Annotated in this window: 11 protein-coding genes; 6 read left to right on the top strand and 5 right to left on the bottom strand. The window is 46.4% G+C overall.

Annotation, left to right across the window (positions count from 1 at the left end):
• Nucleotide 1 precedes the first annotated feature (1 nt).
• The 3 genes from E2566_RS11310 to E2566_RS11300 all read left to right on the top strand — a co-directional run bounded on the left by E2566_RS11310 (nt 2) and on the right by E2566_RS11300 (nt 2,865).
• The gene (locus E2566_RS11310; protein WP_107169591.1) at nt 2-355 is read left to right on the top strand and encodes a hypothetical protein; all 354 of its coding nucleotides are present in this window, start codon (nt 2-4) and stop codon (nt 353-355) included.
• Nucleotides 356-448: 93 nt separating this feature from the next.
• On the top strand, nt 449-1,177 hold the full coding sequence (locus E2566_RS11305) for a carbon-nitrogen hydrolase family protein (RefSeq protein ID WP_240618637.1): 729 nt from the start codon (nt 449-451) through the stop codon (nt 1,175-1,177).
• 566 nt (nt 1,178-1,743) lie between these two features.
• Nucleotides 1,744-2,865, top strand: a complete 1,122-nt coding sequence (locus E2566_RS11300; RefSeq protein WP_107169590.1) for an ABC transporter substrate-binding protein — start codon at nt 1,744-1,746, stop codon at nt 2,863-2,865.
• Between the two features lie 148 nt (nt 2,866-3,013).
• On the opposite strand, the gene E2566_RS11295 is transcribed toward E2566_RS11300, so the two are convergent.
• The 3 genes from E2566_RS11295 to E2566_RS11285 form a co-directional block, all read right to left on the bottom strand.
• Nucleotides 3,014-4,720, bottom strand: coding sequence for a pectate lyase (locus E2566_RS11295; protein WP_107169589.1), 1,707 nt, complete (start codon nt 4,718-4,720; stop codon nt 3,014-3,016).
• 100 nt (nt 4,721-4,820) lie between these two features.
• Nucleotides 4,821-5,573, bottom strand: a complete 753-nt coding sequence (locus E2566_RS11290) for an oligogalacturonate-specific porin KdgM family protein (RefSeq protein WP_107169588.1) — start codon at nt 5,571-5,573, stop codon at nt 4,821-4,823.
• Nucleotides 5,574-5,704: 131 nt separating this feature from the next.
• Entirely contained in the window at nt 5,705-6,523 is an 819-nt protein-coding gene (locus E2566_RS11285) for an oligogalacturonate-specific porin KdgM family protein (RefSeq protein WP_107169587.1), read from the bottom strand.
• A gap of 758 nt (nt 6,524-7,281) precedes the next feature.
• Between E2566_RS11285 and E2566_RS11280 the strand changes: the two genes are divergently transcribed.
• Complete coding sequence (locus E2566_RS11280) at nt 7,282-9,021, top strand: type III effector HrpK domain-containing protein (protein WP_107169586.1); 1,740 nt, start codon at nt 7,282-7,284, stop codon at nt 9,019-9,021.
• A gap of 24 nt (nt 9,022-9,045) precedes the next feature.
• Here E2566_RS11280 and E2566_RS11275 read toward each other — a convergent pair whose 3' ends face one another.
• Nucleotides 9,046-9,222, bottom strand: coding sequence for a hypothetical protein (locus tag E2566_RS11275; protein WP_011093700.1), 177 nt, complete (start codon nt 9,220-9,222; stop codon nt 9,046-9,048).
• A gap of 146 nt (nt 9,223-9,368) precedes the next feature.
• Here E2566_RS11275 and E2566_RS11270 point away from each other — a divergent pair, with 146 nt between their 5' ends.
• A complete protein-coding gene (locus E2566_RS11270; protein ID WP_107169688.1) occupies nt 9,369-10,376 on the top strand; it encodes a Gfo/Idh/MocA family protein in 1,008 nt (335 codons plus the stop codon).
• 21 nt (nt 10,377-10,397) lie between these two features.
• Here the strand turns inward: E2566_RS11270 and E2566_RS11265 are convergent, their stop codons facing one another.
• Nucleotides 10,398-11,294, bottom strand: a complete 897-nt coding sequence (locus E2566_RS11265) for a helix-turn-helix domain-containing protein (protein ID WP_234256986.1) — start codon at nt 11,292-11,294, stop codon at nt 10,398-10,400.
• A gap of 144 nt (nt 11,295-11,438) precedes the next feature.
• Here E2566_RS11265 and E2566_RS11260 point away from each other — a divergent pair, with 144 nt between their 5' ends.
• A complete protein-coding gene (locus E2566_RS11260) occupies nt 11,439-12,767 on the top strand; it encodes an MFS transporter (RefSeq protein ID WP_107169584.1) in 1,329 nt (442 codons plus the stop codon).
• Nucleotides 12,768-12,834: the final 67 nt, after the last annotated feature.

Genomic DNA, 12,834 nt, shown 5'->3' with positions numbered 1-12,834 from the left:
TATGAATAGGGGGTTGGTTCAGCAGGCATTTAATGCTTTTTTTGATCGAACGGCCTGTGCCACGGTAGCTGACATTGCCCTGTTCCAGCGTTATTTATCTGAGCTTCGAGCGTATATTGCCGAGCTTGAGCAAGCTTATGACCCTGTCGATCAATGGTCGATAGGGGAATTGAAAAAAACGGCGGAATTCTTATTGCATAACCAGCAGTGGATTGCAGGAGCAGAGCAAATGCAAGATCCGTTGCAGCAAGCTTTTGAGATTATTGCGCAGCATCGGCGATTTTTAGATAGCCACGGTCTGCTACCCGACTATCTTGATGTTATGCCTGAAAATGTATTCTTCAGCTATAAATGACTATCGTTAAAAATAAAAAACTCTTATTTTAATTTTTAGTTTATACGTGGTATAAGATCTATAATGTTCACTTAAAATAAATGAAATGGATTCATGATGAAAATTTGCATCGCTCAAATGGAATCAATTCTTGGCAATGTTGATGAAAATATAAAAAAGCATCAGGATATGGTTATTACGGCGGCGAAGAATTTTGTTGATATCATTTTATTTCCTGAACTCTCATTAAGTGGCTATGTCCCCTCATTAGCTGAATCATTAGCATTGCCATCTGATGACGTTAATATTTATACCTTTCAATCTATGAGCGATGAATATAGGATTTTTATTGCAGTAGGTTATCCCGTCAGATTTAACGATGGAATAAAAATAACGATGGTTATTTTTCAGCCGGAAAAAGAGACGTTATTTTATTCAAAGCAGTTACTTCATCCTGATGAAATATCTTTTTTTAAACAAGGCAAGCAACAGACAACGGTGCGCGTTGAAGAGGAATTAGTGGTGCCGGCGATATGTTATGAGTCTTTGCAGCCTGATCATGCACTTGAGGCTGCAAATCTGGCAGCCGATCTGTATGTCGCGAGCGTGGCAAAGTCATCGACTGGCGTCATACAGGCTTATGAACATTATCCTACCATCGCCAGTCAGCATAAGATGTTTGTCCTGATGGCGAATGCGGTGGGCCACGCCGATAATTTTATCTGTGCAGGGCAGTCGGCGATTTGGGATCGTGAGGGCAAACTTCTTATACAGGCTAACGCGACACAAGAAGCTTTGCTTATTCTGGATACTGAAACAGATAAGGTAACAATAATCGAGTGACAATTATTTTCAGCCTTTTATTTCAATGTCTAAATAGATAAATGATTTTAATCCTAATATTATTAAATAGATATGATTTTGAATTCACATAATTAAATGTCAAATCATTATAAAAGATAAATAATTTCATTCCATTTTCTCTGGCTTCCTACCTTTATACTCTAAATAATTCGATTTTCAGGAATGCCGAGTAGCGCTGCCAACGGACATGTAACTTGAAGTATGACGAGTATATTGGGTTCGCGCTGAATAGAATAATCGTCTATCTTATTCATTCAATAATTTTAACTATACTGTTCACTTTTTATCTCTATGTGTTTTTATTTAATCCTGTAAACTCACGGCCAAATGACACATTATAAGTATGGGTATTTTCCTTTGGATAAGAGGTAATGCCGAAGGCTTATACGCTTCCTATTCCGATTTTATTTTTGGCGATCGACTATCGCCGAATCAATCCTGTGCGTCGTCTAGCCGCGATTCGCTGGTTACACCGTTGCCGCTTCAACGGCTCATCTCTGTCGTTTTTTGGCACGGGTTTTATTCATTAAGTGAAGGAAATCACAATGCAATACACTGGGAAGTACCTGAAGAAAACAGTGCTGATGTTGGCTATGATGGCCGGGCTCAGCGTCGGACAAAGTCAGGCGGCAGTCGAGCTGGAGACGCGTTCGCTGGATCAAATATATAAGAGTGCGTTGAGCGAAGGCGGTACGGTTACTGTCTATGCCGGTGGTGATGTACAGTCACAGCAAGCGGGTTTCAAACGTGCGTTTGAGACGCGTTTTCCCGGCATCAAGTTGAACGTGATTGTGGATTACAGCAAATACCATGATGCCCGTATCGATAACCAACTGGCGTCCGATGCTTTGGTTCCTGATGTGGTGCAATTGCAAACAGTGCAAAATTATCCACGCTGGAAAAAAGAGGGCGTGTTACTGAACTACAAACCACGGGGCTGGGACAAGATCTACCCGGAATTTCGTGATGCAGATGGTGCCTGGATCGGTGCCTATGTCATCGCGTTCAGCAATCTGGTCAACACGCAGCTTCTGGATGAAAAGTCCTGGCCGCGTGAAGCTAATGACTATCTTCGTCCCAGTCTAAGAGGCAATTTGATTCTGGCCTATCCTAATGACGATGATGCAGTGCTGTTCTGGTATAAGTTGGTCGTGGATAAATACGGCTGGGACTTTGTTAAAAAATTACAGGAACAAGATCCGGTCTATGTACGCGGCACCAACGTGCCCGGTGTTGAAATTGCGACGGGAAAATACAGCGCGACATTTACCAGTTCCGGTGCGCTCGTTCCGGCTGCGGATTCTGTGACCCGCTTTGTTTTGCCGAAGTCCGATCCTTTTGTTTCCTGGGCGCAGCGTGCCGCCATTCTCAAACAGGCTAAACACCCCGAAAGCGCCAAGTTGTATCTGAGCTGGCTGCTCGATCCGCAAACGCAGACTCAGGTTTCGCGGATGTGGTCGGTACGTACTGATGTTGCACCACCCGCGGGTTACAAACCTATCTGGGAATACCGCAATACCCGTCCGCAGGCTTTTGCCGATTTCATGTACGATCGCGGTGCGGTCGAGCGCTTTCGCGCGCAGCTGAGCCTGTATATCGGTGAGGTAAAAGGGGAACCCACTCCAGGCTGGCTCGGTCCACGCCCGACAGTGCCTTTGGTTAACTGATAGCATCTGATCGAACCGATTGTTGGAATGATTACGCTAATTAATGCTGCTCATTTAATGTGAGCAGCATTGTCAATGAATCGTTAGGTAGGGCTACAGGAGATGACCAATGGCAATGAACCGCCATTGGCCTATTGAGGCTTAACGCTTACTTCTTATTGTTTGGCTTTAATGTCTCGCCGACATTCAGCAGGAAGATCTCGTTATCGCGCGTAGACACGCGTGTTGAACCATCTTCCATGCGGTAACCGCCTTCGGTGAAGCCTGCACCATTCAGGAACGGAGCAACGGACTGTGGTTGATTACGTACCGTGGCTTCCAGCGCTAACAGAGCGTAAGGCTCGATGGTGTCGACATCGGCATATTGTCTGTTGGGTTCAGCCATGAAAAAGCCGTTTTTATAACGCGTACTGATAATGTTATCGCCTACTTTTTCCGCCAGCGACAGGTAGTCCTTCACTTTGCTCGCCTGATACAGATCCAGCAGCGCGAACAGGGCGTAAGGATCGCTGTTTTTTGTTGCGAGATCAATTTTGACGTCCTTACCCGGTGCTGAACCTAATTCACCAAGTCCTTGTGCGCGAGCGATGCCGCGTGCGACACGCCATAGTTCAGCATCTGGTGAAACGGTGTAGGCACGAGCATACGAGAGCAGGAATGCGTTATCCGCAGGATAAGGCTTGAGCACGGTGCCTTTTTTGCCGTAGTAACCGTCACGTGGCAGGACATAGTTGGAGAGATCTTTGCCGTTAGCGAGCATCGGACGGAAGGTGTTATCGGACTCGTTGTAGGCATATTTAGCAAAGGCTTTGAGACCGTCGGTTGTCCACGTCAGCAACTCTTTGCCTTCCACCCCTAAATCTTTACCGAGTTGGAGCTGCATGAGCGCATTTTCAGAATAGATTGTACTGGTGCGTCCTTTCAGCATCATATTGCCTTCCAATGCAGTTGGACCGAACTCTGGGCCAAACTGACGCTGAGCGCGATCGCCGTATTTGGAATGCGTATCGGCATCGTCGGTGGTTTCGTCGCGTTTCAGCGCCTGCGTAAACTGATACACGCCGAGTCCGGTTGCTTTATCCCGTGGCAGCACATATTGCTGCGCCAGACGTTTTGCCCAGATTAGCGCTCCCTCTTCTTTATTGTATTTATACAGCAAGGAAGCGGAATAGATCAGGTCGTTACCGGCATTCAGGAAGCTAAGGCCTTTGGTCGCGAAGAAGGGCGGTTGTTGCTCGAACGGACTTTGCCAGAGTGCACCTATTTTTTGCCCATATTTACCGTGGCGACTGGTTTCCATGATCTTCCAGTCATAAACGTGCGCATTCCAGAAACCGCGAATAAAGCGCGCGGTCGCCTCTTTATCGACGCTGAACATCAAATCGTAGTAGGGATAGGCATTTTTCAACTCATGCACCATCTCTTTTTCACTGGGGCCTTCCGGTTGCAGCGTTTTTAAATCAACGAAACGGTGGCCGCCCCAAATCAGCAGGCCGCTCTCATCCTGATAATGTTGAAAATGATACTTCACAATCGCTTCGGCACGCTGCTTATAGCTGGGGTTACCGCTTAGATTACTGAGCCCGACCAGCACGCGCATCAGGTTTTGCTGAGCGGAAAAGTTGGACAACACGGCCTGACGACCATCAGGGAAGATCCATTCCATCTGTTTGCCGGTGCGAGGATCGACACCATCAGCAAGCAGTGGCGTGGGTGATTGGCCGTGATAATGGTCACCGGCTTTCGTCAACACGTTGTCAACGTACTGGTTGACGATGGTGAGGCGGTCTGGTGTCGCGGCGCTGGCCTGTAAAGCGACCAGGCCCGCAAGGAGCGATAGCGTAAATCTTTTCATGTTATCTACCTGTAACGAGTGTTAATCCATAGCTGTAATAAAGAGGACCTGTTTGGTTAACAGGTCCCCCGAGAAACAAGTGCGTAGCAGTAAGCCGTCTTTAGAAGGTATAGGTGAAGCCGACTTTCCCTTTCCCTTCACGCGATTTCACATCGCGCCCGCTAGCGACATCTTCAACGCCAACGTGTGCCGTCCAGTTTTCATTGATGGTATAAGACACGTCGAAATCCTGCTGATAGTCATGCTTCTTGTTGTTTTGCAGCACGTAATCCGCGTGATAGTAGTAAGCGGTATACGCCAACGTGAAATTATCGAAGCCTTTATAGGCAACACCAGCTTCATAGCGTTGGCGATGGGTGTCATCGTCCGTGCTGGTACGCTTGCTGCGAGTGATTTTTCTAAGGTCATAGCGATATTGCGCATGAAGATCCATTGTATCAGTCACAGCCCAGGTCAGTTTCAAGCCTGGCGTGTAGCGTGCACCTGAAGTTTGACTATCGCCGATATTGCCGACAGTGCCTTCACCGCTGGTGCCGCCGGAGTAGAAGCGCGCTTCCAGGTTGGGCGTCAGCGTTAGTTCTGGCGTTAACTTGTAGGCATAGCCGGTATAAAAAGCATAAGAATTAGAAACGACATCATCGATGGTCAGATCTTTATTCTTATTATAAAAATTCAGCTCAACGCCAACGTAGAGGCCATTATCCATAAAATGTCGCATGCCGATTTCATCACCGTGATAGCGATTCATCGTACCCCAGCTATGTTCATAGCTGAGTTTGGTATCAGAGGCTGACGCGGAAATAGCATAGATTTGGGCAAAGAGAATACCGGCCACAAGGTAGCGTTTTTTCATTATAGGCACCATTAATATTGGTCGTTAATTGTGAAAACTGTGCGCTGATAGACAAAATTCATTCATGAATTTATTTTTTCATCAACGCAGCACGAAATACGGCATGTTTTCTTTATAAAATTCGGTATTTCTTAGAAAACGTAGTTGAAACCAACTTTGATTTTCCCCTGACGGCTTGATGATGTGCTGGATTGGCTAATATCATCATACTCAATGTAAGGAGTTAGCTGTTTGTTTAACTTATATTGAACTTTGAACTGATGCTCATAGTCCGTTTTACCATTGTCATAAACGGCGTATTCTCTTTCTGTGAATTCACCTTTGCTATATTTATACGATTTGGTGGTGTTATCACCGATATAGTAGTTAAAGACATAAGTCAGACTAATATTATCAAACCCGGAATAGGTTACCCCAGCATCCAGACGGTGGCGTCCGGTGTCAGATTTTGATAAATAAGATTCCCCTGCGTGACCATATTTGTCCGATGTGGAAATGGTCGAATAACGCGAGCTGCGAGTGGGCTTTTTATATTCGTAGCGGTAGCGGCCATAAGTGGACCAGTCGCTGTTAATACGGTAACCATATTTTAACCCCGACTGATACATCATGGAGGCATTCCCGATGGAAAACTCGAAGCTAGGTGTTAAGGTTGCAGCCTTGCTTAGCTTGAAGTCTTTACCAATCACCATACCGCCTGAGCCGCCTTGCATATCGTCATAGGCGACGTCATAGTTGCTGTTCCCACCCGCAGATGTACTGAATTTGACTTCGTACGACCAGCCGTTGGTTTTCTTATGAATAAGCTTGACGGAGTCTGAGTGGCGGCGGTCTTCCGTCTTCCAGTTGTGCTCATATTGGAAGGTGGTTTTGCCGTCGGTCTCTGCCTGGGCGAGGAAAGGAGCGAATCCAGCACAAACGAGGAGTAGGTTACGTGTGTATATTTTCATTCTATCTTTCTCTTTCTTGATAAATAAATAATACTATTGACGAGCGCAGTCTCTATCTTTAAAACCAGACAGTTGATGTCATTTTTTGGGCGTAAAAATAGAATCACCAGGAATGATGATAACGCCATTAATAATGTTATACAGGGTATCCCCCTGGTAAATCAGGTTCTATCAGCTCATCGAATACTCCTTATATAGAGGCTGAGTTATGAATATTTCACACATAGCAACGGCTAATGCTGAAGAGTGAATATCGATAATTCTGACCTTTTACAATTCGTTCTAATTAATCAGCAGACTTGATAATTAGGTTGTATGGCATTATGGTGAAAAGGAAACGCTGTTTCATTTATGTGGATCACACATTTGGTTACTGTTTGAAATTTTTTGTAATCTTTTAATCTGATTATTGTAAGGGAATGGAATAAGTGTATGGAGGACATTGTTGTAAGATTGGGGGATGTATCTCTTGAACGTTAATGATGATAATGATATGTGATTGAACAATGTTTAACCTTTCGCCTGTATTGCTTCTACCACGAACTCGAAATTATTTTATCGACGTGCCGTTGTTAAATGAATAAGTAACCGATAGCCATCAACTATCCCTAAAATTTTAGGGAACCTATCTTATTTTCACGCCACTCATCTCTAGCTATCTCCGTCATGCTGCGGTCAGCACGTTTGCAGGCCTTTCCGTGTGGAATGACGCGGGACATCCGTTTATTAAGTTTGGCGACAGCAGAATGGGGGCGTTAATGATCAACCGTATTGAGAGCAAAAGCAGTTGGGGAAACGCGGCGCCTGCATATGGCGCGGAAGCCAGCAGACAACATGGGCAACATGCAGCATTGCCCGCTGCGCGGTCGGGATCGCGCTCAATCGATTTTGGTGATGTGCCGCCGATTTCCTCTGATTTGAGAGCGATGGCACCTACGCGGGCACTGCCAGCCATGCAGATTGCGGACAGCTCGCTGATTGCGGAACCGAAACCTCTCGTCGATCTTCAGGCGATCGATAGTTCGGCACACAGTAACGCAAAAGCACTGGAAAAGTGGTCGACACTACTGAGCGATCTGCCGGAAAACGAACGCGAGAAGGCGGCAAAGGAACTGAACCGTCCGCTGGCCGCAGCGAAAATGCTACAGGATGGCGGGGTAAACGCGGAAAAAGCACTGATCTATCTGCGTGAGAATCCTGCCATCTATACGGCGATGGATACGGCAAAAGATGGAGATAGAGCCGACGGACATATTTCGAATCGGGATACCCAATCCTTTATTAATAACATGGAACGGCGCGCTAGCGATGCCAGCCACGCGGTGAAGGAATACAAGGCGAAAAATCCGTCAGCCGATGCGCAGTCGCTGCGGTTAGTGCAATCTTCCGCGCTTTTACTGGCTAATGAACCGTTACTTAATGCCGCCGATCCCAAGAAATCCCATGCGCATTCCCCTCCGCAACAGAACGAACGCACCAGCACGCTGACCGATCTGAACGCGATCATAACCAATAACCCGACGCTGTCACCTCAGCTTAAAGCAGCGGTAAAATTGTGGTCTAACCCTGGATTATTCGGAATTTTGGAGCATGCGGATGTTAAAGGAGAGAAGCTGGCGCGCGTCCCGCACGATGGCAAACTGATGATGAAGGACATGACAAGCTGGATTCGGGAGCAGGCGCCGATAAACCGTCAGGAAGCGGCGGAGACGCTGCACAATGCGGCAGCATTAGGGCTGGCAGCGAAAACCGATATCAGTAAGCTGAATGACGCTATTTTTACCCAACCGCCGCAGTATAGCGGGGCGCAAAAATCGGCAACGCTGATCAAACTGCAACAGACGCTGGAACAGGTGGTAGCAGGGCGAGAATATCGGAACACTGACGAAACGGAAAAAGCGCTGAATCAACGTATTGAGGCGTTACAGAAAGACGGAGATGTTATTCAACATTTTGAGCAAGCGGTGCCACGCGAGATTAACACCATTTTACTGTCCGACCCGCTGTTAGCGCAGGCGGCAATGAGCCAACGTTTTTCTACGGCGTCACCGACTGTGCCGCGATCTGTTGGGCTGGATACTTCACTTTCGGCTGTATCTCACGCAGATTCAGGAGTAAAAAGCGATGCGAAGGCGCTAAAAGATGCCGGACGCAGCGTGATGGATTTTGCTAAATCGTCGCTGCATGCGGAGGATTTAACCAAGGCTGCGGGGAGCAAAACGGCCATTGGGCTGGCAGGTAAAGCGGGGGCGGCGATTGCCGGAAAAGTGGTCGGCGCTATTGCAGGTGAAGCTGCGGGGGTCGCCGCTGCTTCCGCCGTTGGCGCAGCCGCAGGCCCAGTAGGTTGGGCAGTGAGCGGGGCGCTCAGCATCGGTATGGGAATTGCTGAGCTAGTGAATTTTTTCAATGCCAAAAACAAACTCAAACACCGGCGGGAAGATTTTGCCAAGACGGTTAATCCCGTGCTGGAGCAGTTCAATATCCCCAAACCGCGCTAAGGTGCCCGCTTAAATCTCGACGGCTTAAATTTCAAAACCTGGAGCGACTTCTTTCACTGGTTTTTTACACGCTTCAGGCTTTGGCTGATTCGCTGGCAGGTTTTTACAGTCTGGAGCAAAAGGATTCAACGCATCGCGATTCAGATAGAGCACAAACAGGATCAGAATGAGGAGGGGGATCAGTATACGTTTTCTTTTCATGGTTATTTTTCGTGGTTGCGTTACAAAAATGTGTATATGTTAAAAAAACAGGAAAAATTCTAACGTGTTACGTGGCTTTTGTCTTTAGCCTGCTCGGTTTCCACTCTATTGTAGTGATTCGACATAGTGAGATCGGCGAGGTGAAGATGAAAAAGATTCGGTTTGCAGCGATTGGGTTAGCGCATAACCACATTTACGATATGTGTCGACAGTTGATTGATGCAGGCGCTGAACTGGTTGGCGTATTCGAATCCGACCCGGATAATCGAGAAAAATTCACCTCGCTTTTCCCCTCCATTCCTTTTGCGTCATCGGCAGAACAGTTGATTAGCGACACATCGATCGATCTCATCGCCTGCGCGGCGATCCCCAGTGATAGAGCCGAACTCGCGTTGCGAGCGCTGGATGCCGGCAAAGATTTTTTCACGGCTAAGCCACCGCTGACCTCGTTGGAACAGTTGGATGCCGTCCAACGTCAGGTGGCGAAAACGGGTCGCAAGTTTGCTGTGTACTTTAATGAACGCATCAATGTAGATAGCGCGCTGTTTGCGGGTGAACTGGTGCAACAGGGCGAGATTGGGCGGGTGATTCAGACGATGGGGGTTGGCCCACATCGTGAACGCGGCGCGCGGCCTGACTGGTTTTATCAAAAACATCAATATGGGGGAATTCTCTGTGATATCGGCATCCACCAGATAGAACAGTTTCTCTATTTTACTGGCAACACCGATGCGCGAGTGGTGACCAGTCAGACGGCGAATTACCACCATCCGCATCATCCCGAATTTGAGGATTTTGGTGATGCCATGCTGCTGGGCGACAATGGAGCGACGGGCTATTTCCGCTGTGACTGGTTTACGCCGGATGGGTTGAGCGTTTGGGGCGACGGCCGTTTGACGATACTGGGAACGGAAGGCTATATCGAAATCAGGAAATATGTCGATCTCACGCGCGGTGAAAGCAACATTGTTTATCTGGTGAATAGCAAGGGTGAGCAGCGTTTTACCCCCGCAGGCCGCGTCAAACGCCACTTTTTCCCGGATTTTTTGCGTGACTGCCGTGAACGCACCGAAAACGCGATGTCGCAGTCGCATATCTTCAAGGCAACAGAGTTGTCGATTCTGGCACAGCAGGCTGCGAAGAAGATTGTCTGACGATTGCACGACGACTCCCCGTCAATCCGGCAGACAGGGGGTTATCTGAACCGGAGCCGCTAAATTTTGTGATGCCCAGATCCTGTGTCTGAAGGTGGCTGGGCTACAGCCCATGACAATTTTAAATTTCATACAAAAATACGCGCTGTCCGTAAAACCCGCATTTTCAGCAATATCGGCAATTTTTAACTCTGTCGAAGACAGTAACCGGATGGCATGCTTTATTTTTTTTAATAACATATATTGTTTAAACGTCATGCCAAAGTAACTTTTGAATAGCCGAGAAAAATAGGATTTAGACCAATTGCAGGCAGCAGAAGCCTCTGCCGTTGTGATCTCAGACACCGTGCTATTTTCCAGACTGTACAGATATTTTATCAGGCTTGATGCACTAGACGTAACATCGTGGTCACTTTCATTTTCTTCCTGACTTTCAAAAGAAAATACCAGTTCAAGAAATGACGCTAATAATTTTGTCATCAATAGTGATGACCTGTTATAGGTAAACAATTCATTGCACCAGGATAGCAGTGTATCAATACGTTCTGCATTTCTTTCGTCAATATGGAAAACCAGGGGTTTTGATTTTTTTAGTGAGGAAATTGAGGCGTTAGTTTCATTGATGAAATCGTTTTCAAACTGGAATAAATAACGTAAATGATTGGGTTGAGGCGATAAAAACATATCATGAATGACGAGGGCTGGAACGAAGATGAGCGTATTATCTTTGATTTTATACTGGTTGTCGTTAATGGAAAAGAGTCCGTCCGCTCTTCTGAACCACATAATTTCATTCATGAAGTGATAGTGTGGGATAACATCGCAGCCGTTAAATTTTAGAACGTCATCTTCTACCAGAGTATAAAGTTCCCCCGTTAAAACAGGAATGATTTCGTAAATGGGATGTTCGTCACTCATAAGGTTCACTTTCATTATATTTTTATCTTTTTTTTATACATATCTCCCGGATGAAAATCAATAACCTGATTTTGAGGATGAGAGAGTAAGCCTACTCTGAGTCCCCAAAAGGGTTGAGCTCTGTCAAATTGATGTGGGGGAGTTATGTCTGATTCTGCAATAAGTATTAAAGAAAAAATAGGGTATGGATTAGGGGACACGGCCTGTAATTTAGTCTGGCAGACTGTGATGCTGTTTATGGCTTACTTTTATACGGATGTTTTTGGTTTATCGCCTGCCCATATGGGAACCATGTTTCTCGTGGTTCGGGCGATTGATGCAGTCATTGACGTTGGTATTGGTGCTCTGGCGGATAGAACGAGAACGCGGTTTGGGCAGTTCAGGCCGTATATTCTCTGGTTCGCCATTCCGTTCGGCGTGGTTTGCACGCTGACGTTTTATACGCCTGATTTTAGTTACACCGGGAAACTGATTTACGCTTATGCGTCTTACCTGCTGCTGTCCATCGTCTACAGCGCGATTAACGTGCCGTACTGTGCGATGATTAATAACATCAGCAACGACTCCCGCCAGCGGGTTTCTCTCCAGTCATGGCGGTTTTCGCTCAGCGCCATCGGTGGGTTAATCGTCTCTATCTCCGCGTTGCCGTTGGTAAAATACATAGGGAAAGGCAATATTCAGGAAGGCTATTTCTATACCATGATGGTATTTGGCGCACTGAGTATTGTGTTTTTTTACCTCTGTTTCTCAAATACCCATGAGCGATACATCTCCCCGGTAGAGCAAAATTCAGGTTCTGTCTGGCGTGATTTTAAAACGCTGTGCGGGAACCGCGACTGGCGTAGCATGTTCACGTTGAATGTTATCAACCTGATTGCGGTGTTATTCAAAGGCGGTAGTGCGATCTATTATTGTAACTATGTATTGAATCGCCCGGATATCAGCACGTATTTATTAACCACGGCGATCATTTCTGGAACCATCGGTGCATTTATATCACCATACGTTTTTAAAAATATTGATAAGGTGAGAGGATTTAAATATGCGATGTTCCTGGAAGCCATTTTACTGATTGCCATCTACATCATCACTCCCGACATGCTGTGGCTGATATTTGGTACTGTGATACTGGTTAATATCATTCAAGGGGCGGCGACGCCATTGCAATGGGGAATGATATCGGACGTGGTTGACGTATTGGAAAAAGAGAGTGGCAGGAAATTAAGTGGCATTGTATTTTCCACCAACCTATTTGCGATTAAGCTAGGTATCGCGCTGGGCGGTGCATTTATTGGCTGGCTATTGTCCTGGAGTGGTTATATCGGTGGGGCTGACGTTCAGCCGGAAAATGCTGTTAATACCGTCGCGCTTCTGTTTTCTGTTTATCCGGCGATATTGGTTTTTAGTCTGGTGATTATTATGAATCATTATACCTTGAATGATGCCAGACTTGAGGCAATAACGAAAACCTGAAAGTAAACCTTACCGAAAATGCAAATCCACAAGCAATATTAGCTATGCAGATAATGCTACCTGATGC

Origin of the sequence: Pectobacterium punjabense, assembly GCF_012427845.1 — a bacterium.
Classification (GTDB): Bacteria; Pseudomonadota; Gammaproteobacteria; order Enterobacterales; family Enterobacteriaceae; genus Pectobacterium; species Pectobacterium punjabense.
The sequence above is the reverse complement of the archived record's forward strand: the minus strand, read 5'-3'. Positions and strand labels throughout refer to the sequence as shown.

Coding starts and splice junctions, on each gene's coding strand:
- E2566_RS11310 (WP_107169591.1), top strand. CDS start 2: ATGAATAGGGGGTTGGTTCAGCAGGCATTTAATGCTTTTTTTGATCGA.
- E2566_RS11305 (WP_240618637.1), top strand. CDS start 449: ATGATGAAAATTTGCATCGCTCAAATGGAATCAATTCTTGGCAATGTT.
- E2566_RS11300 (WP_107169590.1), top strand. CDS start 1,744: ATGCAATACACTGGGAAGTACCTGAAGAAAACAGTGCTGATGTTGGCT.
- E2566_RS11295 (WP_107169589.1), bottom strand. CDS start 4,720: ATGAAAAGATTTACGCTATCGCTCCTTGCGGGCCTGGTCGCTTTACAG.
- E2566_RS11290 (WP_107169588.1), bottom strand. CDS start 5,573: ATGAAAAAACGCTACCTTGTGGCCGGTATTCTCTTTGCCCAAATCTAT.
- E2566_RS11285 (WP_107169587.1), bottom strand. CDS start 6,523: ATGAAAATATACACACGTAACCTACTCCTCGTTTGTGCTGGATTCGCT.
- E2566_RS11280 (WP_107169586.1), top strand. CDS start 7,282: ATGATCAACCGTATTGAGAGCAAAAGCAGTTGGGGAAACGCGGCGCCT.
- E2566_RS11275 (WP_011093700.1), bottom strand. CDS start 9,222: ATGAAAAGAAAACGTATACTGATCCCCCTCCTCATTCTGATCCTGTTT.
- E2566_RS11270 (WP_107169688.1), top strand. CDS start 9,369: ATGAAAAAGATTCGGTTTGCAGCGATTGGGTTAGCGCATAACCACATT.
- E2566_RS11265 (WP_234256986.1), bottom strand. CDS start 11,294: ATGAGTGACGAACATCCCATTTACGAAATCATTCCTGTTTTAACGGGG.
- E2566_RS11260 (WP_107169584.1), top strand. CDS start 11,439: ATGTCTGATTCTGCAATAAGTATTAAAGAAAAAATAGGGTATGGATTA.